Origin of the sequence: Virgibacillus tibetensis (assembly GCF_036026595.1) — a bacterium.
GTDB classification, from domain to species: Bacteria; Bacillota; Bacilli; order Bacillales; family Amphibacillaceae; genus Virgibacillus_P; species Virgibacillus_P tibetensis.
In genome coordinates this window covers 60,407-82,587 of sequence record NZ_JARZFX010000001.1, presented here as the reverse complement: position 1 = coordinate 82,587, position 22,181 = coordinate 60,407, and the positions used below count along the sequence as shown (strand labels likewise).

At 37.5% G+C, this 22,181-nt stretch carries 21 protein-coding genes and 1 riboswitch; of the genes, 3 read left to right on the top strand and 18 right to left on the bottom strand.

Annotation, left to right across the window (positions count from 1 at the left end):
• Window positions 1–63: 63 nt before the first annotated feature.
• From pyk to dnaE, 7 genes are all read right to left on the bottom strand, one after another.
• A complete protein-coding gene (gene pyk, locus QGM71_RS00410; protein ID WP_327605530.1) occupies window positions 64–1,824 on the bottom strand; it encodes a pyruvate kinase in 1,761 nt (586 codons plus the stop codon).
• A gap of 31 nt (window positions 1,825–1,855) precedes the next feature.
• Complete coding sequence (pfkA, locus tag QGM71_RS00405; protein WP_327605529.1) at window positions 1,856–2,815, bottom strand: 6-phosphofructokinase; 960 nt, start codon at window positions 2,813–2,815, stop codon at window positions 1,856–1,858.
• A 242-nt stretch (window positions 2,816–3,057) separates the two neighbouring features.
• Window positions 3,058–4,014 (bottom strand): acetyl-CoA carboxylase carboxyl transferase subunit alpha, encoded by a 957-nt coding sequence (gene accA, locus QGM71_RS00400; RefSeq protein WP_327605528.1) that lies wholly within the window; start codon window positions 4,012–4,014, stop codon window positions 3,058–3,060.
• Complete coding sequence (gene accD, locus QGM71_RS00395; RefSeq protein WP_327605527.1) at window positions 4,011–4,871, bottom strand: acetyl-CoA carboxylase, carboxyltransferase subunit beta; 861 nt, start codon at window positions 4,869–4,871, stop codon at window positions 4,011–4,013. The genes accA and accD overlap by 4 nt, the downstream gene beginning before the upstream one ends.
• A gap of 116 nt (window positions 4,872–4,987) precedes the next feature.
• Window positions 4,988–5,623 carry a FadR/GntR family transcriptional regulator gene (locus QGM71_RS00390; RefSeq protein WP_327605526.1) on the bottom strand — a complete coding sequence of 212 codons (636 nt, stop codon included), beginning with the start codon at window positions 5,621–5,623 and terminating at the stop codon, window positions 4,988–4,990.
• Window positions 5,623–6,861 carry an NAD(P)-dependent malic enzyme gene (locus QGM71_RS00385; RefSeq protein ID WP_327605525.1) on the bottom strand — a complete coding sequence of 413 codons (1,239 nt, stop codon included), beginning with the start codon at window positions 6,859–6,861 and terminating at the stop codon, window positions 5,623–5,625. The genes QGM71_RS00390 and QGM71_RS00385 overlap by 1 nt, the downstream gene beginning before the upstream one ends.
• Before the next feature lie 139 nt (window positions 6,862–7,000).
• A complete protein-coding gene (dnaE, locus tag QGM71_RS00380; RefSeq protein WP_327605524.1) occupies window positions 7,001–10,354 on the bottom strand; it encodes a DNA polymerase III subunit alpha in 3,354 nt (1,117 codons plus the stop codon).
• A 139-nt stretch (window positions 10,355–10,493) separates the two neighbouring features.
• Here dnaE and QGM71_RS00375 point away from each other — a divergent pair, with 139 nt between their 5' ends.
• A complete protein-coding gene (locus QGM71_RS00375; RefSeq protein ID WP_327605523.1) occupies window positions 10,494–10,826 on the top strand; it encodes a YtrH family sporulation protein in 333 nt (110 codons plus the stop codon).
• Window positions 10,826–11,329, top strand: a complete 504-nt coding sequence (ytrI, locus tag QGM71_RS00370; protein WP_327605522.1) for a sporulation membrane protein YtrI — start codon at window positions 10,826–10,828, stop codon at window positions 11,327–11,329. The genes QGM71_RS00375 and ytrI overlap by 1 nt, the downstream gene beginning before the upstream one ends.
• 415 nt (window positions 11,330–11,744) lie before the next feature.
• Here ytrI and QGM71_RS00365 read toward each other — a convergent pair whose 3' ends face one another.
• Complete coding sequence (locus QGM71_RS00365; protein WP_327605521.1) at window positions 11,745–12,692, bottom strand: DHH family phosphoesterase; 948 nt, start codon at window positions 12,690–12,692, stop codon at window positions 11,745–11,747.
• Window positions 12,693–12,795: 103 nt separating this feature from the next.
• On the opposite strand from QGM71_RS00365, the gene QGM71_RS00360 reads away from it, so the two are divergent.
• A complete protein-coding gene (locus QGM71_RS00360) occupies window positions 12,796–13,086 on the top strand; it encodes a YtpI family protein (RefSeq protein WP_327605520.1) in 291 nt (96 codons plus the stop codon).
• A 97-nt stretch (window positions 13,087–13,183) separates the two neighbouring features.
• Here QGM71_RS00360 and QGM71_RS00355 read toward each other — a convergent pair whose 3' ends face one another.
• From QGM71_RS00355 to QGM71_RS00310, 10 genes are all read right to left on the bottom strand, one after another.
• On the bottom strand, window positions 13,184–14,491 hold the full coding sequence (locus QGM71_RS00355) for a DRTGG domain-containing protein (protein WP_327605519.1): 1,308 nt from the start codon (window positions 14,489–14,491) through the stop codon (window positions 13,184–13,186).
• Window positions 14,492–14,562: 71 nt separating this feature from the next.
• Window positions 14,563–14,790 (bottom strand): hypothetical protein, encoded by a 228-nt coding sequence (locus QGM71_RS00350; protein WP_327605518.1) that lies wholly within the window; start codon window positions 14,788–14,790, stop codon window positions 14,563–14,565.
• 100 nt (window positions 14,791–14,890) lie between these two features.
• The gene (locus QGM71_RS00345) at window positions 14,891–15,436 is read right to left on the bottom strand and encodes a hypothetical protein (RefSeq protein WP_327605517.1); all 546 of its coding nucleotides are present in this window, start codon (window positions 15,434–15,436) and stop codon (window positions 14,891–14,893) included.
• On the bottom strand, window positions 15,429–15,971 hold the full coding sequence (locus QGM71_RS00340; RefSeq protein WP_327605516.1) for a hypothetical protein: 543 nt from the start codon (window positions 15,969–15,971) through the stop codon (window positions 15,429–15,431). The genes QGM71_RS00345 and QGM71_RS00340 overlap by 8 nt, the downstream gene beginning before the upstream one ends.
• A gap of 14 nt (window positions 15,972–15,985) precedes the next feature.
• Window positions 15,986–16,897: a type IV pilus biogenesis protein PilM gene (gene pilM, locus QGM71_RS00335; protein ID WP_327605515.1), complete on the bottom strand. Its 912-nt coding sequence runs from the start codon at window positions 16,895–16,897 to the stop codon at window positions 15,986–15,988.
• 12 nt (window positions 16,898–16,909) lie between these two features.
• The gene (locus tag QGM71_RS00330; protein WP_327605514.1) at window positions 16,910–17,665 is read right to left on the bottom strand and encodes a prepilin peptidase; all 756 of its coding nucleotides are present in this window, start codon (window positions 17,663–17,665) and stop codon (window positions 16,910–16,912) included.
• 95 nt (window positions 17,666–17,760) lie between these two features.
• Window positions 17,761–18,114, bottom strand: a complete 354-nt coding sequence (locus QGM71_RS00325) for a prepilin-type N-terminal cleavage/methylation domain-containing protein (protein WP_327605513.1) — start codon at window positions 18,112–18,114, stop codon at window positions 17,761–17,763.
• Between the two features lie 30 nt (window positions 18,115–18,144).
• Window positions 18,145–18,228: riboswitch (cyclic di-GMP riboswitch) on the bottom strand.
• Between the two features lie 46 nt (window positions 18,229–18,274).
• Window positions 18,275–19,471, bottom strand: coding sequence for a type II secretion system F family protein (locus QGM71_RS00320; protein ID WP_327605512.1), 1,197 nt, complete (start codon window positions 19,469–19,471; stop codon window positions 18,275–18,277).
• Window positions 19,472–19,474: 3 nt separating this feature from the next.
• Window positions 19,475–20,515, bottom strand: coding sequence for a type IV pilus twitching motility protein PilT (locus QGM71_RS00315; RefSeq protein WP_327605511.1), 1,041 nt, complete (start codon window positions 20,513–20,515; stop codon window positions 19,475–19,477).
• 11 nt (window positions 20,516–20,526) lie between these two features.
• Window positions 20,527–22,149: a GspE/PulE family protein gene (locus QGM71_RS00310; RefSeq protein WP_327605510.1), complete on the bottom strand. Its 1,623-nt coding sequence runs from the start codon at window positions 22,147–22,149 to the stop codon at window positions 20,527–20,529.
• Between the last annotated feature and the right edge of the window lie 32 nt (window positions 22,150–22,181).

Genomic DNA, 22,181 nt, shown 5'->3' with positions numbered 1-22,181 from the left:
AGAAGGAGACCCCTTCTTTTTTTATTCAACTACTTTGGTTGTACAATAATTCTTCGGTTTAGCTTAAAGAACGCTTGTATGACCTTTATATATATCACCTTTCGTACCATCTATCGTGATGTCCTGACCATCAACAAGCAAATCAAAGACATCTTTAACTCCAACAATAACAGGTATACCAAGACTCAAACCTACAACTGCAGCATGGGATGTGAGACCGCCTTCTTCTGTTATGATTCCACCGGCCTTTTCAATCGCAGGCATCATATCCCTTTCTGTACCATAAGTTACAAGTATATCTTCTTCTCTAATCTTCTCGATAGCCTCAGCAGCTGTTTTTGCAATTACAGCTCTGCCATAAGCACTTCTGCGGCCAATACCTTGACCTTTTGCAATAACATCTCCAATAACATGAACCTTTAAAAGGTTAGTTGTTCCACTTTCACCAACAGGGACCCCCGCAGTAATTATAACCCTGCTGCCACGTTCAAACAGTCCCGTACTTAATCCACGGTCAACTGCAACGTCCAGCATTTCATCCGTTGTTTGAGTTTTTCCACCCATAACAGCATGGATACCCCAAACCAGAGAAAGCTGTCGGTTAACCCTGTCAGAAAACGTTACAGCAATAATTGGTGCTTTTGGTCTGTATTTTGATATCATCCTAGCTGTATGCCCGCTCTCAGTAGGAGTAATTATAGCACTGACTTCTAAATTCATAGCTGTATGTGTTACAGATTGACTTATTGCGTCTGTTATCGTCATATCAACTGTTTTCGAACGATCCTTTAGTATGGATGCATGATTCAAGGCAGTTTCCGCTTTTAGTGCAATATTACTCATTGTTTGTACGGACTCTACAGGGTATAAACCTGCTGCTGTTTCACCAGAGAGCATGATCGCATCTGATCCATCAAAAATAGCATTCGCAATATCAGAGGCCTCTGCTCTTGTTGGTCGTGGGTTACGTTGCATAGAATCAAGCATTTGTGTTGCAGTAATAACCGGTTTTCCTGCTATGTTACATTTTTTAATTAATTGTTTTTGAACCAATGGTACATCTTCAGGAGGGATTTCTACGCCCAAGTCACCACGAGCAACCATTAATCCATCACTTACTTCTAAAATTCGATCAATATTATCTACGCCTTCTTGATTTTCGATTTTCGGTATGAGTTGGATATTAGCAGCGCCATTTGTTTCCAATAGCTCTTTTATCTCCAGGATATCAGACGCGCGGCGTACAAAAGATGCCGCAATAAAATCAACACCTTGTTCCACACCGAACTTAATATCTGCAGCATCTTTTTCTGTAATTCCTGGTAAGTTTACAGACACATTGGGTACATTTACACCTTTTTTATTTTTAATAATCCCAGAGTTCAGCGCTACTGTCTCCAGCTCCATATTTTCTTTATCAACAGCCACTACTTCTAACTCTATAAGTCCATCGTCAAGCAAAATTTTAGAGCCTTGGTGTACATCATTAATCAGTTCATCATATGTGATGGAGAATCGTTCTGCAGTACCTTCAACATCCTTCATTGTGATATATACGGTTCTGCCTTGTACCAATTCGGCTTGTCCGTCTTTAAAGTTTCTTGTTCTGATTTCAGGTCCCTTTGTATCTAATAAAATAGCTATTGTTTTCCCAGTATTTTCAGCTGCTTTCCGTATATTTTTAATACGGGCTCCATGCTCTTCAAAATCTCCATGGGAAAAATTTAAGCGGGCAACATTCATTCCCGACTCAATTAATTTTTCAAGTGTTTCAACAGTTTCAGATGCAGGGCCAATTGTACAAACAATTTTAGTGTTTCTCATAACATATCCTCCTACAATATTCCATTGTAATTTATATGGAAAGTTCTTTTGATAATACATACATTTCATTATTTATTACATGCTTTTCTGACAATATTTCCATGAAATCATGATCAACTAATTTATTATGCTGAATACCAACCATTTTGCCAGCTTTACCACCTAATAATAAATCTACTGCTTTAGCTCCCAGTCTACTGGCCAAAACACGGTCAGATGCTGTTGGTGATCCACCGCGCTGGATATACCCCAACACTGTAACTCGTGTTTCGAGTTCTGTCGCATCCTGAATACGCTGCCCATATTCGAAGCCACTGCCAACTCCTTCAGCAACAATAATAATACTGTGCTTCTTTCCACGCTCATGTCCTCGTTTAAGTCTATCAATCACATCATTGAAATCATCTTTTTTCTCCGGAATTAATATACTTTCAGCCCCATCAGCAAGTCCTGACCATAACGCTAAATCACCGGCATCTCTTCCCATAACCTCAATTACATATGTTCTTTCATGAGATGTTGCAGTATCACGTATTTTATCAATTGCTTCAATTATTGTGTTAAGCGCAGTATCGAATCCAATGGTAAAATCAGTACCTGCAATATCGTTATCAATTGTACCAGGCACTCCTATACATGGGTATCCTTTTTCAGTGAGCTTTTGGGCGCCACGAAAGCTGCCATCTCCGCCAATTATAATTAAACCCTCTATTTCATGTTTTTTTAATTGCTCGATTCCTTTCTTTTGTCCGGCATCCGTTTTGAATTCCTCACTACGTGCTGAGTAAAGTATCGTACCGCCACGTTGGATAATATCACCAACAGAGCCTATTCCCATTTTATTAATATTACCGTCCATAAGTCCTTGAAATCCATTTTTTATTCCAAATACCTCTATTTCGTGGTATATTGCTTTTCTGACTACAGCACGTATTGCTGCATTCATTCCAGGGGCGTCTCCGCCACTTGTCAAAACACCAATTTTCTTCATAGTCATATTCACCTCTATATATACATTTTATTACCATTAATAACGTTCCTTATTATTCAAAGATAATGCGAATTAGATAAAATAGCAATTAATTACCTTATGTATAAAGTGATTTTTGAATAAAGAGGACACCACTAAAAAGTAAATAACCATTTATTATATTCGCGTGACTACTCTATCTATAAACAGTCAGAGGTTGACTATTTGTCAACCTCTCTGAATGTGTATTTAGTTAAACCTCGCTACAGTGTTTTATATTCACCAATCTGTTTGTATTTTTCCCATCTTTTCTCAAGTAATTCATCAGGCGTGTAGGCATTTAAAATGCTTAAAGACTTTGCTATAACATGATCAACGTTCTCTGCCTGCTGAACCAGATCACGATGCGCTCCGCCTTTAGGCTCCGGTATAATCGTATCAATTACATTTAATTTTTTTAAATCATAGGAAGTGATCTTCATGGATTCAGCAGCCTTTTGGGCTAAACCCGAATCTTTCCAAAGTAAAGCTGCAGCTCCTTCTGGTGAGATAACTGAATAGGTGGAGTTCTCTAGCATATGTATGTGATCGCCTACGCCTAGCGCCAGTGCACCACCACTGCCACCTTCTCCAATTACAATACATATAATCGGCACAGTAAGTCCGGCCATTTCCATTAAGTTACGTGCAATAGCTTCACTTTGTCCACGTTCCTCTGCTGCTTTTCCCGGGTAGGCCCCCTTTGTATCAATAAAACAAATTATTGGTCGATTGAACTTATCTGCCTGTTTCATATGTCGCAGTGCTTTTCTATACCCTTCAGGATGCGGCATACCGAAATTCCGGCGAATATTCTCTTTTGTGCCTTTTCCCCGCTGATGTCCAATAACTGTTACGGGTTTTTCTTTATAATAGGCAATTCCGGCTACTATAGCTTCATCATCACCAAAATATCGATCCCCGTGAAATTCAATAAAATCAGTAAACAGCAGTTCAATATAATCCAATGTTGTTGGACGCTCTTGATGTCGTGCCATTTGAACACGGTCCCACGGTTTTAGGTTCCCATAGATATCATCTTCAAGAACAGTTAAACGCTCTTCCAATGTATTAATTTCTTCTGATAAATCAATCTCACTATCCTGTGTAAACCGTTTTAGTTCAGTTATTTTTTCTTTAAGGTTTACGATCGGTTTCTCAAATTCCAGTATTTGCTTCATGAGACATCCCCACCATTCTGATGCATATTAAGTAATGTTTTTAGAAGTTTTTTCATCTCATGTCGATGAACCACTTTATCGAGCTGCCCATGTTTCAGCTGGAACTCAGCTGTTTGGAAATCTTCGGGTAACTTTTCTCGTATCGTCTGTTCTATAATTCTTCTGCCAGCAAATCCGATCAAAGCACCTGGTTCAGCGATATTATAATCACCTAACGAAGCGAAGCTGGCTGATACACCACCTGTAGTTGGATGTGTCATGACAGAAATCATTAGTCCACCAGCATCACTAAACCGCTTAATTGCGACGGAAGTCTTCGTCATTTGCATTAGACTTAAAACCCCTTCTTGCATTCTAGCTCCACCCGAAGCAGTAAATATAATAAATGGTAAGGATTCATTTTTAGCATTTTCAATAGCGCGTGCGATTTTTTCTCCCATTACCGACCCCATACTTCCCATTCGAAAGGTCGAATCCATTACAGCAAAAGCAGTTACATTCCCTTCCAGTGTCCCTTTACCAGTCACTACACCTTCGTTCAAACCTGTTTTCAAGCGATCTTTTTCCATTTTTTCATCGTAGTCAGGAAAGTTAAGAGGATTGCTTGTAATGAGCTGCTCGTCCCACTCTTGAAAAGAACCTTCCTCAAATAAGCATTCGATTCTTTCCCATGCTGTTAGCGGATGGTGATAATCACAATTTGGGCATACATTCAGTTTTTTCTTCATTTCTTTACGGTAATATATTTTATTGCATCCAATGCATTTTTGCATTAAACCCTCAGGAACATCTGATTTTGCTTGATCACTGGGGATGGACGCATATTTCTTACGCTTGCCAAATAGATCCTTAAGCAAGATAACTCCTCCTTTATCCACAAACCTTGGAACATGTTGTATAGCACACCTTCTATTTTTAACACTATAGCGAATTCAGTTTAAAAAAGGTGTCAAAAATGGTCGATTATAAGATATTATTTTCTACCATCCGTTTCTGAGGTCGTATAATGTTCGAATAATGCTTCAATGGATAGATAACTTCTTGTGATATATAATTGAATGAGTTCACGGTAAAACGAATCCTTATAATAAATATTTATCATTGCCCGAGAAAAATCCTCCATTAACTGCCAGATTTTTACTAGTAATAAGTTCTCGGTTCTTTCAAATACATAAGTGAAGAATGCAACATGTTTCTCACTTTGTTTCCATTCAGAATTAGCTAATATTAACTTTAAATCCTTAACTTCTTCCTCATTTATTCGGCTGAAGGCAAGTTTCGCTGCCTCTTTTTCCAGAACTTTTTTAGTCAGCATTAAATCATTTTTCGTACTGTTTTCCTGCAAGATAAAAGAAGATAACAGCTCAACTGTTTGGTAAGGACGATAATTACTTAAAAATGTACCTTCTCCCTGCTTCGTTACAATCAATCCCAATAGTTCCATTGCACGCAAAGCTTCTCTTACAGAAGATCGGCCTGCCTGCAAAGTGTCAGCCAGATCACGTTCTGATGGTAATTTATCTCCAGGTAGTAGGTTGTTCTTTTCTATGAATTCCCGTATTTCTTGTAATACGCCGTGGTAGACTTTACGTTTCGGTGATGTTGGCACTATTTATCATCTAATTGCGTCAATTTTCTTGTTTTCTCTGCAACCTCTTCCGGATCAACCTGGATTCTTGCGACACCAGACTCCATTGCTGCTTTTGCAACGCTTTTAGCAACCATAGGAGCGACACGTGAATCAAACGGGGCTGGAATTACATAGTCCTCATGCAGCTCATCATCTAAAATCAATGAAGCTATAGCATGTGCTGCCGCAACCTTCATTTTTTCGTTTATTCTTGTAGCTCTTACATCAAGCGCTCCCCGAAAAATCCCCGGGAAAGCCAACACATTATTTACTTGGTTGGGGAAATCTGACCTCCCTGTACCTATAACTTTAGCGCCGGCTGCTTTTGCATATTCTGGCATTATTTCAGGATCCGGATTTGCCATCGCAAATATAATAGAATCATCATTCATTTTTTCTACCATTTTTTCCGTTAGCGCACCACCTACTGAAACTCCGATAAATACGTCCGCACCTTCCAGTATTTCCTCAAGCGTACCTTCTATCTTTGCTTGATTTGTAAAGGTAGCCACTTTTTCTTTCACTTCGTTCATTCCATAGGATCGACCTTCAAATATAGCACCCTTCGAGTCACACATTATCATTTCACGTACACCAAAACTATATAACAACTTTATAATAGCAATTCCAGCTGCACCTGCTCCATTAGCTACAACCTTTATGTCAGAAAAAGATTTCCCAACAAGCTTAAGGGCATTTATTAATCCGGCAACGGTTACTATAGCTGTACCATGCTGATCATCATGAAAAATAGGTATATTTGTTTCTTTTTTTAAGCGCTCCTCTATAATGAAGCAATTCGGAGCAGCTATGTCCTCTAAATTCACACCACCAAAAGTAGGCTCCATCAGTTTGACGGTTTGAACAATCTCTTCTACATCATGGGTTGCCAAACAAATAGGAAATGAATCTACTCCTGCAAAAGTTTTGAACAACACGGATTTCCCTTCCATAACTGGCAATGCTGCTTCTGGACCGATATTCCCCAAACCTAATACCGCAGAGCCGTCACTCACTACTGCAACCATATTCCCTTTCATGGTGTAATCATAGACGGTTTCTTTGCGGTCATATATTTCCTTGCATGGCTCAGCAACACCAGGAGAATATGCTAAACTTAAATCTTTCGCATTACGTACGGGTACCTTTGATTGGATTGTCAACTTCCCTTTGTTCACTTTGTGCATGTGCAATGCTTCATCTCTTAAGCTTGCCATATTTGTTATTCGCTCCTTTTCACAGTAAGAATTGTATACTTAGATAATAAGTAAGTAATATAATAGCGTTCTATAGTGGTCAGACCACCTTTAACTCCTTAATTATAACAGATGGTTTTTCTCTGTAAAGCAAGGTTAACTATTTTTCCAGTACAACGCTCCTTTTGCCAAAATAATCAGTCAAAGCCTCTAAACAATCGTAACTTGGATTAAGATAATAATCATTTGCCAGTTGATAGGTCTTCCTCTGCTCTTCGTGAAAAATTATAATCGGTGTACTTCCGGGATAATCACTTGCTATTGTTTTTAGTTGATTTAATGCTTGTTCGCTATTTTCTTCAGTCAACTTTATAAATAGCCTCTGGTTTTTTTTATTTGTTTTTAATTGTAGCTTGTCGAATTGGCTAACTTCTGAAAACAACCATTGCGTCCGATTATTTCTCTGCTCTATTTTACCATTGAACATTATGATCATTTCTTCAGTAAGCCACCTGTTAACCTCGCGATATAATTCCGGGAAAAGTACTGCTTCCATATCACCTGTTTCATCCCCAATTGTAATAAAGGCCATTGGGTCTCCCCGTTTTGTTCGAATTGTTTTAATAGCTTGAACAACACCAGTACTTTTAATATTCCGTTTACCAATTAACGACTCCGCATTTTTCAATGAAATATAACCGTTCTCCCTCAAAATTTGCCGGTGTTTTTTTAAGGGATGGCTTGATATATATGTGCCTAAAAGCTCCTTTTCATCCGAAAGCTTTTTAATCTGACTGAAGTCTTCTATTTCGACATAGTTTGCTTCAAGTTCAATTTTACGTTGAAATAAGCTTGATTGATCGTTGAATTCCCGGAATAAGTCACCTTGTTCAATGGCCTGGTCTATAGATGCCAGCAAGCTTGCTCTGTTGGCATAAGTTTCATCAAATGCTCCCGCTAAAACTAGAAGTTCCAACGCTTTCCTATTAACTATTTTTAAAGAAACGCGTAAACAAAAATCAAACAGGTTTTTAAAAGGGCCTTCCCTGCGTACTCTACTAATTTCTTTAATCACCTGATTCGCTATTCCTTTAATCATTAAAAGACCCATTCGTATCTGATTACCTTCAACAGTAAATTTACCGTAACTTTTATTGATGGACGGTGGAGCTATTGTTATGTCTAATTCTTTTATTTCCTTACTATACAACTGAATCTTATCTTGTTGATTAACAGCAGAACTCAGCAATTCCGCATAGAAGTTTGCTGGATAGTGTGCTTTTAAGTAAGCAAGCTGGTATGAGATTTTACTGTACGCGACAGAGTGGCTTCTATTAAAACCGTAATTTGAAAATTTGACAATCCAGTCAAAAATCTCCTCAGCTATCCCTTCCTTATACCCATTTTGTAAACACCCACTAACAAACGCTTCCTTTTGCTCTTCCATAACCATTTGCTGTTTTTTGCTGACAGCCTTTCGTAAAATATCCGCTTGACCAAGTGTGTATCCAGCAATTTTATGGGCAATTTGCATAATTTGTTCCTGATATACCAAAACTCCGTATGTTTTTTCTAATATTGGAGCCAGGTCCGGATGCGGATACGTGATTTTTTCCCGGCTATTTTTTCTTTCAATATAAGTCGGAATAAATTCCATCGGCCCTGGTCTGTACAAGGCATTTACAGCTACAATATCCTCAAAAGAGGAAGGGCGCAATCGTGTAAGCACTCGTTTCATTCCTTGGGATTCCAGCTGGAATACTCCATTGGTTTTTCCTTTTTGTAATAGTTCATACGTTAGAGCATCATTATCCGGAATAGTATGCAAAGTTAGTTGTTTATTTTTTGTAAAGTTAATGGATTGAATTACCCTTTCAAGTAAAGTCAGGTTTTTAAGTCCCAATAAATCAATCTTTAAGAGACCTATAGATTCCAAATCAGTCATCGGAAACTGAGTTAAACTGATGTCATTTGCGCCAACTGTTAAGGGTATATGCTCTATTAATGGTTTTTCACTGATAACCAAGCCTGCAGCATGGGTGGAAATATGTCTTGGTAGACCTTCCAGTTTCGAAGCAAATGTAAATAACAATTTAAGTTTTTTGGACTGCTTAATATATTCCTTTAATTCATCTGAGTCATTCACCAGCTCAACAAGGCTTTTCTTCGCTTGAACTGGTATTTCATTTAAGACAAAATATGAATCCTGCTGATCGACCTCAAGCGTTTTAATTAGTTCTCTAATTAGCGAACGCGCAGCATATGTTCCAAAGGTAATAATCTGCGCTACATGAGCTTGTCCGTATTTATTTTTTACATATTCAATAACCTCATCACGTCTTGTATCTGAAAAATCGATGTCAATATCCGGCATGGTCAATCGTTCTGGATTTAGAAATCGTTCAAATAAGAGATCATATTCTATCGGATCAACATCGGTAATCCCTAACACGTAAGCTACAAGTGATCCTGCCGCAGATCCTCGACCAGGCCCTACATAAATTGACTTTTCTTTTGCATAAGCAATAAAATCACTAACAATCAGAAAGTAATCACTGAATTGCATGGATTGAATAACCTCGAGTTCATAATCGAGACGTTCTGAGATAGTTTTAGTAACTACTTTATATCTTTGTTCCACATTTGACCAGCAAAGCTTTTCTAGATAAGTATCCGCATCATAATTGCCTGGGACTGGATAGGATGGCAGCATGCGTTGTTCAAAATCGAACGTGACATTACATTTATCTTTTATTACTTCTGTTTCCTGCCATGCTTCTGGCCAGGATTGGAATAATTCTTTCATTTCCGTAGATGATCTCAAATGGCGTTGCTTCATTACAGGATCAGCAACTTCCAAACCCCATTTATCCCCATTTTTCATTGCCTGTAGACAGTCATATACACGATCATCTTTTTCATTAAGATAACGGACATCATTTAGTGCCACTACAGGTAGTGGATAGATTGCCTGAAATGCTTTTAGTGATTTATGCAGCATCTTCTCACTATCTGAACCATGATCTTGAACACCTAAATAAAAATCATCAGTTACAAAGACATTCTGCCAACTACTGATGTAATGAGAAACTTTTTCATATGGTTCAGTCTCTAACATTCCCCGTAATTTGGCACTCTGAGCTGGTAGTATACAAATTAAATTATTAGCATAAGCACGAATTTCTTCTAATTCAATACTCGACTTTTGGTGTTGTTGAATATAAGTACTAATTTTAGCGAGTGACTGATAACCGGCATTGTTTTTTGCTAGTAAAATACATTGTTCGATGTCGTCTTCTTCATTCATTACGTAAGTGGTCATTCCGATAATTGGCTTTATACCAACTTTTTTGCACGCTTTATAGAAGGGAATAACCCCATATAAGACATTTTCATCTGTTAGCGCTAATGCTTTGAATTGAAGTTTTTCAGCTTGCTTAACTAGTTTCTCTATAGTTATCGTGCTGTGCATCAAACTATATCCACTTCTAACTTGTAAATGTGTGTACGACATTATATCCCGCCTTTTACTTCTCTTTTTTCATTATAACAAGCTTTGCAGAACATGCATACGGTTTAGTTGTTTAGTATCATAACTAGTCCTTCCACGTCATAAAATAAGAACAACATGCCTTTTAAGGAGTGCGGACTATATGGAAGAACGTTTTTTTGCCGCTTTTATTCACTGCTACTTCATCGCTTTTGGTGTAGTCATTGGTGGAGCAATTATTGGAAGTATCGGGGAATTTGCAACGGGGGACGCACCTTTATCATCCATTGGCACAATAGCAAGAAAGTTACGTATTTGGGCTATTGCTGCTGCAATTGGCGGTACCTTTGATGCATTTACTAATTTTGAAAAGGGTTTATTTGATGGTTCAACTATGGATATGTTTAAACAAGCTCTACTTATCGTAGCAGCTATGGGCGGAGTTAAAACAGCAATGGTATTAATTGAGTGGCTTATCCAGGAGGATGTTACGTAATGCATATCCCACCCTATCATAAAAAAGAAACTTGGCAGCGCTTTTATGCAGGAGCTTTAATTGGTGGTATTATAGCATACTTTATCCTTATATACATGTATGGATCCATGTATGAAAAGCAGCTTGAAGAAAATCGGGAGCTGCAGGCAAACGTAATTGACTTAAAGAATCAGAATAAAGCTCTTTTACAGGACAAGGAAGATATGGACGAAGAATCCAAGAAGCCGTTATTAGTTGAGTCCATTGAAATCACTATTACGAATACACAGGAACTTCGGTTAGATCGCTTAATAGTTCATGATCTGGAAGAAATGCTGAAAAAGGAGATAAACCACATTATCGGTCAGGATATTTCGATAATTGGAAATAGTGACACGCTATTAATCTCAACCATAGAAAATAAAGCGTTTTCAATAGATGATTTAACGTATTATTTCCGAGTCAAACTTCTAACAATTTCTCAAACAGTTAAGATTACGGCTGAAGCAAAACTCGGTAATTAATGTGAACATTTCATGTAATTTTTAGAAAACGGATAGCATAACAGATAAAATTTTTATATAATATATATATAGACATAGTCATTTCCTGAATATCTTTCATATACTAATTTCATTGGAAGGAGTGATTTTCATGATGATTATGAATCACAGGCGCATGCGCGATGAGAAAATTGCGCAAATAAAAGAAGGTCGGTCCGCTTACGCAGAATCACATGAGCTCATACGGTTAATAAAACGTGATATTGACAAAGAACACTTACATGTACATTACGACAACACGAATACAGGCTGTTGGTTTATACCAGTGACCGATAGAATAAGTAGCTAAGAATAAAAAACTTAAGGCGTAAGAATCAGTTTTTTTAAATGAAAATGTGCCGATTTCATAAAAGAAATTATGAAGCCGGCACATTTTTTATTTGTTATACTCCAGGCATTTCCTCTCCAGATCCTGAATAACAAGTTCTGTTTCCTCCCAGGTTTTTACGGACGCTCCTGCAGCCATAGGATGTCCGCCACCATTATATTTAGCTGCAATTTCGTTAATAACAGGTCCCTTTGAACGGAGACGAACACGAATAAGATCTTCTTCTTCAATAAATATTGACCATGCTTTGATCCCGTCAACATCACCAAGAACTCCAACAAGTTGACCCGTTTCCATTGGATCGATGCCAAATTCATCTAATATATCTTTTGTCAGCTTAATGGAGCTCATTCCAGATGGTCTCAAAACAAAGTGCTGTAATATATAGCCTCTCAATCTGGCAATAGTATCTTTCATACTATATATCCCGTCGTATAGGGCAGTACGATCAAACTGATAAGTTACAAGCTCCGCTGCAAATTGGAATGTTTTTTTGGTTGTACTAGGAAACAGAAATCTTCCTGTATCTCCAATTATCCCTGCATATATCAGGCGTGCAGCCCCGTCATTTATAGAAAACCCTTGCTCTTTTGCATGTAAGTATAGCTCATAAATCATCTCGCTCGTCGAACTCGCAGTTGGCTCCACCCACTGAATATCACCATATTGATCAACATTTGGGTGGTGATCTATTTTTATAAGTTTTTGGCCCAAGCTATAACGATCATCACAGATTCGAGCAGCATTCGCTGTATCACATACGATGACTAAAGCATCCTGGTACACCGAATTATTAATTTGATCCATTCGTACTAAGAAGTTAAAGGATGGGTCTTCTTTTCCAACAACAAATACATTTTTGTTTGGAAACGAATGCTTGATCATTTCTTTTAAGCCTGCCTGGGAACCAAGTGCATCTGGATCTGGCCTAACATGCCTATGTATAATTATCGTATCATGTTCTATAATTTCATTTATAATGTCATTAATTTTCATATTTTTACCCCTATCACATAATTTGTCATATCTCTTTATAGCTAAAATATCTAAAACAAGTTACACTATAATAGTATTTTTATTTGAAATTAGGAGAGATTAGATGTTTATTTTCTCAATTATTATTGCTATTTCAATTGTGCTATATGTGTATTATAAAGTTGCCATCATAAAAAGTGAAGATAAGCTTACACAAGCATATTTTAACGCAAAATCTCGTATATGTCTCGGAAGTTTCGTTTTCTTCTTTGGTGCCAATCAGTACCTACTATACCAGACTCAAATTTCGTTATTTATCGGTATTATTTTCCTTCTATTAGGTGGCATTCAAATTTACAGGGGTTTAAAAGAAGTTAAACATTACCGGAAAGAATGGAAACGATTGAATCCATAAACAAAAGATCTAACATCAATCCTATCCCCCAAGTGACTTCCCACTTGGGGGTTTACTCACTCTAGACATAACACAATAAGCGTCATGCGCCTTTGGTTTATCTGTCAATCAGTTGTGCCATGATTAATCCTTTTCCTACAAGCTTCCGTTCACTATGAACTTCCACATCAATTTTTGCATACATACGCCCTGCTTCCAATAACTTGGGTTTAATAGTTAAGTTACTATCAATCTGTACTGGTTTAATGAAGTATATTGTTAAGTTTTCTACAACAAGGTCGCCTTTTTTATAATGCAGTAACAATCTGCTGCTCGCTTCTGTTAGCAACGAAGTAAAAACCCCATTCGATAATGTGCCCAATTGGTTTGTCATTTGAGGTGTTACCTTTGATTCGTATACAGTTTCGTCATCATTTGTTTCTATTAGATTGCGTGAGACTATGTCATCAATCGTCTCCCCAACTTGCGGTTGGCGCTGAATCTGCTGCAATGCTTTTAATACATCCTGTCTTGATATCACACCTTGTAACCGATATGCCTGGTCAACTACAGGAACAACTTCAATTCCCTCCCACACCATCATATGGGCAACTGAAGCCAGTGATGTCTTAGTTTGTACTACTTGAGGATTTCTGCTCATTAACTTTTCGATCAATACATCATCCTCTTTACTAACTATATCCTTTGATGTTACCATGCCGATCACACGGGTCTTATCATCTACCACTGGAAATCTTGTATGTGTTGATTGATTATTAAGTTCGTACCATCGCTTCACTGTATCTTTCGTATGCAAATAGAAGGATTCATCATATGGTGTGAAAATATCTCCCACAAAGACAATTTCTTTCTTAATTAACTGGTCATAAATTGCACGATTAATCATTGCAGCTACTGTAAAGGTATCATAACTCGTTGATATGATTGGCAGTTGTTTTTCGTCAGCAAGACGTTTAATGTGATCTTCAGTGTCAAAGCCCCCAGTAATTAATACCGCAGCGCCTTCATTCAATGCTAATTCATGTGCTTTAATACGATTGCCCACGATTAACAAAGAGTCTGCCTCTGTATAACGCATCATTGCATCAAGCTGCATCGCACCGATAACAAACTTGTTCAGCGTTTTATGCAATCCCGCTCTGCCACCTAGGACCTGTCCATCAATTATGTTAACAACTTCTGCAAACGTCAGCCGTTCAAAGTTCTCCTTTTTCTTGCGTTCGATTCGAATAGTCCCAACACGTTCTATCGTACTGACAAGGCCTTGGTTTTCTGCTTCCTTGATTGCCCGATATGCTGTTCCATCACTAACACCTAATTCTTTGGCTATTTGTCTTACTGATATTTTATGACCCACGCTCAACGATATAATATGTTGGATTATCTGTTCGTGTTTAGTCACCATAATTATTCACCAGCTTTCAACTGTACTAGTACATTAGATAATATTTATTATACAGTTGAATAGCTAGAAACTCAATGATTATAAGTTTGACGTTGCTTAATTTCATCCTGTTCCATAATTGGTGGTCGTGTCATTTGTAAAAGTGTTGATAAATTAGCACCAATAACAAGCAAGAAAAAAATAAGCCATCCTCCCCAAAAAGTTAACTCCAGAAATGTTGAAGCATGTGGTATAACCGGCCATGCGAAATACAAAAAGAAACATGCTAATAATAACCTTAAAATTGCGTAATGACGCATATCTATCGCCTCCCTCATAGTAACTTATGATAGATACTAGTCATTAAGAACGATTGTTACCTTGAAGAGCCCAAAAAAAAGAATAACTCTCAACTGAAAGCTATCCTGCATAAAATGTTGTAAATGTAATACTTAGAAATACTTGTTCTTCTGACTGCTGAATGTTCATTGTGTCAATTACTATCATTCGTTCACTGTTCAACATTTTAATGAGAAAGGTAGTTGCTTCATCCAGGTTGGCAGCAGTAACGTCTAATGAGTACATACTCTCTTTTATTACTGATAACGAATCTTCATCTTCTTGCTGGTCCTCATCCACCCCTTGAACAATGGATTCAATATATTCAATTGTAACATTTGCAGAATTTGCTAGTTTTTGCAAGTTAACTAATACGTTATCAGGAGATTTCTCATTTGGTACATTTAATGCAGCATCCTCCAATGACTTGTCTTCAACCTCGTTAGCGGATTCACCAGTAACCTTGTTGTATTGCCCTTCATACATGTCAGCCTCTTTACTTAATGCTTTCGCTTCATCTTGCATTGGTTTAACAATATTAAAGTAGGAGATACCATAGATTAACAATACAGTGATAATAATTCCACCTGAAATCAATAGGTATTTTTTATTCCATTGTTTAATCATTTATACCAAGCTCCTCTACGACATCTTCACTTTCTATATAGATTGTCAACGTTGCTTGATAGGCCGACTCCATATTAACAACACTGTTAAGTAGTGCATCAGATACATAGCCAAGTTCCAATAATGCAGCCACATACTCTGCTACTTTTTCAATGGCTTCAAATTCTGCCTCGATAACGAATTGGTCTGTAGTTGTTAAGTCATAATCGATCATTTGTCCCGGCGTTGGTAATAAGCCAATAACTTCACTGTACAATGCTACAGTAGGAAAGCTGGATTCTTCGATAATTGTCATGGCAGCTTGTACTTCTTTTAGATGTTGTTCTTCGGCATTCTTACTTTGATAATCTAATAGTAGACTTTCCATTTCAGCTATGGTTTCTTGTTCCATAGCAATTGACTTTATTGCGTTATTTTTTTGTACCATCAGGACACCGACAGCAGAAGCAAGCAGTAAGGCGAACACAATCCCGAATAGGAGTGGAGCTATATACTTATTTGGCTGTTTTTCAAGAAAATTAATTTCCGTATTCATGGTTGCTCCCCTTTTTACGATTCCTGTTTCAGTGCCAGACCAAGGACATCTATATATTTTATTGGCTGTTCTTCAGCTTGAAAGTGATACACTGGTATAGTTACTGCATCTGACAAACGCTTTTTGGCAGTCTCTAAAAATGGAGTATCTCCTGATAACAGCAATTGATTTATCTGCGCCTCACCTTTAGTAATAGAATAGTGATAAAAATCGATGATTCTATTGATTTCTATAATATATTCATCCACTATCCTGATCCTCAAGTCTTCACCTGTGTTTTCTTCTTCTGGTGAATCAATTTTCATATACCGGGAAAAAATTGCTTTATCTCGTTGAAAAGCAGTTAGCACTAGTGCATCCTGATTCCAGTGAATAAGCAAGACATGGTCTTTATCTTCCTTCTTCGATACGTAATAATAACGGTAGACAGATAATGACGTTAAATCAGCAGCTATAGGTTTAAGTCCTGCCGCTTCAAAAACCGCTTCAAAAGCCGTCAGTTTCTCTTTTGGATAAGCAAATATGAGAATATTTCTACTAGTTTCATCTGATTCCAAAAACTCAATCGCTATTGCTGGGTTGGCAAACGGTAAATAAAAGCTGTTACCAATCTGTGTTTTAATGTAGCCATCGGCTTCATCTTTGGATAAGGATACAGGGATTTTTAATTTCCTAATAACAACTGTATCGTCAGGAACACAGAAATAAAGTTTTTTTCGTTTCCACTTATATTTTTGAACAAGCTTGTTTAGAATTTCCAAAAGAATTGACCTGTTCTCAATCGTTCCATCCTTTATTACACCTGGCGGTAATACTACCTCACCATGTGTTACCACCCCATCTACCGAAGTATTCTTATGGTAGGTATAACGTAAAACTTTATTTGTAATTACAATGTTTACTCGTCCTTTATTAATAAGACCCATGCTGTCACCTGCTTATATTAGTAAATTAAAATACCAGATTAATAGAAAATCCCCGTAGAAATATGTAAGTAATGTTGCAACGACAATATATGGACCGAATGGAACAGGCTGCTTACGATCAATTACTTTAAATAGAAGTAATACTATACCAATTAGTGCTCCTATCATACAGGATAAGAAAAAAGCTAATAACAGCTTTTCCATTCCTAAAACAATACCCAGAATACCAAATAACTTCATATCACCTGCTCCCATTCCACCACGACTTACAAGAATGATTACCGCAATAATCAAGAGTCCTGTCAACGCTGCTGTTATTGATGACCACCAGGGATCTAATGGATTAATTACTCTTGCGGCTACTAATAATGGCAGGAAAAATAAAAGCACCTTATTTGGAATAAGCATATACATAATGTCTGAAACTAAAATAACCATGAGCATGGAAACAAGTAATAATGCTGTGAGTAATTCAAGATTCCAGCCTACTACAGAATAGCTTAAAGCAAACAGAAATCCTGTAAATAATTCAATCGCCGGATATATGTACGAAATATTCCCCTTACAATGGCGACATTTTGCTCCCTGGATGAGAAAAGACAGAAGGGGTATATTCTCATACCAAGTTAGTTGGTGCTTGCATTGTGGACAAATGGAACGATCATTAGCGAAGGCTATGTTTTTAGGCAGGCGCAACCCGACCACGTTGAAGAATGAACCGAAGATTAGGCCTAATAAGAAGAAAAGTATTATAAGTGAGATGTTCATTATTGTGGCTCCTTGTCTAGATCTATGAAACTATGTTATTGAAGAAAACGCCCTGCACATTATGTTGCAAGGGCGTTTAAATTTATTATTAAAACTTAATTTCCAGGTGTACGTCGATCTTCATATACAAATGATCCACCATTGTTTTCCACATAAACTATTTCTGTACCCGCAAATCCATCAGGGATAGAATCTAAAAATCCTTTCTCTTCTAATTCATTTAAAGTATATGTATCCTCTTGATTACCAGACACATAAGCCAATCTTGCTGCATTCTCAAACAAATCCATATTTGCTTCGTGAGCTTTACCTTCTGAATTACTAATTACTTTACCAATACTAGGTATAGCAATAGCCAAAATTATCCCCAAAATAGCAATTACTGCCAACAACTCAACCAACGTAAATCCTTTTTCCTTCTTCAAGATCATTTTCATGCGTTTTAACATAATTTCCCCGCCTCTCATAAACTATGTTTATTCTAAGTTAGTCGGTTGCACTACTTACTCCTGACCACCCAAGTGCCCACTTAAAGATAGTCATTCATCATATCCTACTTTATTCCTATTTAAATTATAACGTATTGCCAGACAAATATCTACAAAAATTCTACATATTTTCAAATAAAGAAAACATTGGAATAACTACCGCAGCAATGATGCTGCCAACGATCACCGTTAGAATAATAATCATAATTGGTTCTATTAATGTCTTAATTCTATTAGAGAGCTGCTCTACCTCTTCTTCATAGAATTCAGCAGCCTTCAACAGCATATGGTCTAAAGTCCCGGTTTTTTCACCGATTTGCATCATCTGTATTACCAACGCAGGAAAGGCCCAATGCCCCTTCATTGGTATTGTAATAGATTCCCCTTCCTCCAGCGACTTCCTGGATTGCAGTAAAACTTCTTGAATGACACGGTTTCCAACAACCTTTTCCGTAATCGCAACAGACTGTAAGATAGGTACAGAACTGTTTACTAATGTACTTAATGTTTGTGTCATACGAACTAGTGCCCCTTTATGAATAAGAACACCAAGAAATGGGAACTTCATTTTTATGCTATCTATTCTATAAACAAATGCTTCTTTCTGTAATAAGTACTTATAAATCATATAACCAAACAGTCCAACTATAAATAGAAGCCACCAGAAAGTACCAACCCAATTACTTAAATTCATAATAATTTGTGTATATGTCGGTATTTCCTCACCAAATGAGTTAAACATACCCACAAATTGTGGCACGATAAACACTAATAAAAACATACTGAGTAGTAAGGTTATAACTCCGACTACACTTGGATAAAGTAATGCGGAAACTACCTTTTGTTTATTTCGGTATTCCTTTTCGTAGTAATCAGCCATCTGATTCAGAATATCATCCAGCTTACCACTGGCCTCACCTGCGTTAATCATATTAACCAGCAGCGAAGGGAAAACCTTTGGATGACGCTCGGTAGCCTTTGATAGGGCTTGTCCCTGATCCAGCTGTTTATCAATATCTGTAAGGGCATTACGCAATGCATAGTTGTCGGTTTGCTGCGTCATTGTTTTTGTAGCATCAGAGATTGCTATCCCTGCATGAATCAATGTTGCATATTGCCTTAGAAATAGAACGAAGTCTTTATTTTTAACTTTTTTATTAAGGATAATATCTTTATTCCAGGGCTTTGTTTCATCAATATCAAAAATAATCAGCCCTTTTTTTTCAAGTTGCAACAATGCTGCCTTTTTTGAGTCTGCCTCTATTTTCCCTTTAATTTTTTGACCGGAAATTCGTTTCCCGCTGTATTGGTAATCCACTGGTTACGAACTCCCTTCCTGCATGAAAGGTGCAGCAGTTTCAAACTTGATTACATCTTCTTGAATCAATCGTTTTAGGTCCATTTCCATTGAATGCATTCCTTGATCCTTTGATGTTTGCAGCACGTTTTGGATTTGATGCAGCTTTTCATTACGAATTAGATTTTTAACGGCTGATGTATTAACAAGAACCTCTGTTGCTACGCGTCTTTCAAAATTGTCGTTCGTAATAAGCAGTCGTTGAGAGATAACTGCTTTTAAAATAGTAGATAACTGAATACGTATTTGTGCTTGCTGTTCTGCAGGAAATACATCAATAATCCGCTCGATCGTGGAAACTGCATCTGACGTATGAAGTGTTGCTAACACTAAATGGCCCGTCTCCGCAGCTGTGACTGCTGTTGCTATTGTTGCTAAATCACGCATTTCCCCAACTAAGATAACATCAGGATCTTGCCGCAAGCTTGCCCTGAGCCCATTCGCAAAACTATTCGTATCAAAACCGATTTCCCGCTGGTCAATAACCGATTGCTTATGGGCATGCATGTATTCAATTGGATCTTCTAATGTAATGATATGTTTCTGCATCGTCTGGTTCATATAATTAATCATTGAGGCTAGTGTCGTACTTTTTCCACTTCCTGTTGGCCCTGTAATAAGCACTAATCCCTGTGTATGTTGGACGATTTCCTTTGTTATCTTTGGTAAATGCAATGATTCTATTGTTGGGATTTCTGTTGGGATAATTCGAATCGCCAGTGATAGCTCGCCTCGTTGATAGAATATATTAATGCGGAATCTGGATACTCCAGCTATCCCATACGAGAAATCTAATTCCCGATTTTCACCCAGCTTTTCCCATAGTTCAGTTGAAATTATTTCCTTGACTATATGCTTTGTGTCAGATGGCTCTATTTTTGCCATATCTTGTTCAATTAAGTTTCCATTCACCCGGAATATAGGGGCTTTTCCGATTGTTAAATGTACATCAGATGCTTTACTGTGAAATGCTGCTATCAACCATTTGTCAAATTTCCTTCTCATAATGACACCCCCTACAATCTGATTGAAACTTGCATGATCTCTTCCATTGAAGTTAATCCAGCTTTTATCTTCGCTAACCCATCCTGAATCAGAAAAGCCATTCCTTGTTCTTTTGCATGCATCCGAATTTCTGAAATAGACTTATTATTCAGAAGCATGCTTTTTATCATGTCATCAACTACCAATACTTCCTGTACTGCAATTCTTCCTCGATAACCTTGCTGATGACAAACACTACATCCTTTTCCATAGTATACAAAGTCGACTTCTACTCCATTACTTTCAAATATCTCTTTTTCCATAGTCGTTGCTTCTCTCTCTGTAATACAGTCACGGCACAATTTCCTGACTAGTCGTTGTGCCACGATCCCAGACAACGACGATGCAACTAGGTATGGCTCAATCCCCATATCAATTAACCGGGGTATTGTATCAATTGCACTATTTGTATGTAATGTACTAAATACCAAGTGGCCGGTTAAGGATGCACGAATAGCAATTTCAGCAGTATCCTGATCACGGATTTCACCAACCATGATGATATTCGGGTCTTGCCTTAAAATAGATCGCAATCCATTTGCAAATGTAAGGCCAACTGCACTGTTCACCTGCACTTGGTTAATTCCTTCCATCTGAAATTCTACAGGATCTTCCACTGTAATAATATTCACGTTTTCAGCGTTTAATTGATTAACAGATGCATACAGGGTTGAGGTTTTCCCTGATCCTGTGGGACCTGTCAGTAAGACCAAGCCAGATGGCTGTGCAATCAGCTGATTGTATTTTTTTCGGTTTTCTTCTGAGAAATTTAAGTCGCTCAAATGCATAAGTGTGTTACTTAAATCAAGAATACGGATAACGATTTTCTCCCCATTTACCGTTGGGAGACAAGAAATCCGCAAGTCAACAGGTGTAACCCCCACTGTGGTTTTTATACGTCCGTCCTGAGGCAGTCTTGACTGCGTAATATTCAAATCTGCCAATATCTTAATCCGGGCAATTAACGAATTCTGCATTTGTTTTGGGATAATATTCTCAGTCTGTAATCTACCATCTATACGGTAACGAACATTAACATTTGTTTCCTGTGGGTCAATATGGATATCACTGGCCTTTAATTGGATTCCTGTATTTAATAACTGGTCCAGCATACGAATGACTGGTGCCTCGTCATCAGTAGAACCTTCTACTGTCATCTCTGTTTCGTTTTTAAAATAATACTTATTAATTGCATATAAAATGTCATCTTTTGCAGCAATAACTGGTGATATACTATAACCTGTTGCCATTTCCAGATCATCAATAATGAAATAATCCATTGGATCATTCATGGCAATAATAAGTGCTTTATCCTGAATTTTTAAAGGAATGATAAGATTTTGCTGTGCCATCTCCTTGGAAACATAACCAAGAACATTTTCATCAATTGGATAGCGGTATAAAGAAACATGAGGAATACCTAATTGGAACTCCAAAACTTCAATCAACTGACGTTCAGTTATGAAACCATGTTCGAGCAGTGCATCTCCAAGTTTTTGATTTTCTTTTTTATTTTGAAGAGCTTCACCTATTTGCTCTTCAGAAACAAGACCAGCTTCCTGGAGCAGATCCCCTAGACGTTTACGTGTAATCATTGTGATCCCTCTTTTTCATTAAAATAATTCGC

Coding starts and splice junctions, on each gene's coding strand:
- pyk (WP_327605530.1), bottom strand. CDS start 1,824: ATGAGAAACACTAAAATTGTTTGTACAATTGGCCCTGCATCTGAAACT.
- pfkA (WP_327605529.1), bottom strand. CDS start 2,815: ATGAAGAAAATTGGTGTTTTGACAAGTGGCGGAGACGCCCCTGGAATG.
- accA (WP_327605528.1), bottom strand. CDS start 4,014: ATGAAGCAAATACTGGAATTTGAGAAACCGATCGTAAACCTTAAAGAA.
- QGM71_RS00385 (WP_327605525.1), bottom strand. CDS start 6,861: ATGGCAAGCTTAAGAGATGAAGCATTGCACATGCACAAAGTGAACAAA.
- dnaE (WP_327605524.1), bottom strand. CDS start 10,354: ATGTCGTACACACATTTACAAGTTAGAAGTGGATATAGTTTGATGCAC.
- QGM71_RS00375 (WP_327605523.1), top strand. CDS start 10,494: ATGGAAGAACGTTTTTTTGCCGCTTTTATTCACTGCTACTTCATCGCT.
- ytrI (WP_327605522.1), top strand. CDS start 10,826: ATGCATATCCCACCCTATCATAAAAAAGAAACTTGGCAGCGCTTTTAT.
- QGM71_RS00365 (WP_327605521.1), bottom strand. CDS start 12,692: ATGAAAATTAATGACATTATAAATGAAATTATAGAACATGATACGATA.
- QGM71_RS00360 (WP_327605520.1), top strand. CDS start 12,796: ATGTTTATTTTCTCAATTATTATTGCTATTTCAATTGTGCTATATGTG.
- QGM71_RS00355 (WP_327605519.1), bottom strand. CDS start 14,491: ATGGTGACTAAACACGAACAGATAATCCAACATATTATATCGTTGAGC.
- QGM71_RS00350 (WP_327605518.1), bottom strand. CDS start 14,790: ATGCGTCATTACGCAATTTTAAGGTTATTATTAGCATGTTTCTTTTTG.
- QGM71_RS00345 (WP_327605517.1), bottom strand. CDS start 15,436: ATGATTAAACAATGGAATAAAAAATACCTATTGATTTCAGGTGGAATT.
- QGM71_RS00340 (WP_327605516.1), bottom strand. CDS start 15,971: ATGAATACGGAAATTAATTTTCTTGAAAAACAGCCAAATAAGTATATA.
- pilM (WP_327605515.1), bottom strand. CDS start 16,897: ATGGGTCTTATTAATAAAGGACGAGTAAACATTGTAATTACAAATAAA.
- QGM71_RS00330 (WP_327605514.1), bottom strand. CDS start 17,665: ATGAACATCTCACTTATAATACTTTTCTTCTTATTAGGCCTAATCTTC.
- QGM71_RS00325 (WP_327605513.1), bottom strand. CDS start 18,114: ATGTTAAAACGCATGAAAATGATCTTGAAGAAGGAAAAAGGATTTACG.
- QGM71_RS00315 (WP_327605511.1), bottom strand. CDS start 20,515: ATGAGAAGGAAATTTGACAAATGGTTGATAGCAGCATTTCACAGTAAA.
- QGM71_RS00310 (WP_327605510.1), bottom strand. CDS start 22,149: ATGATTACACGTAAACGTCTAGGGGATCTGCTCCAGGAAGCTGGTCTT.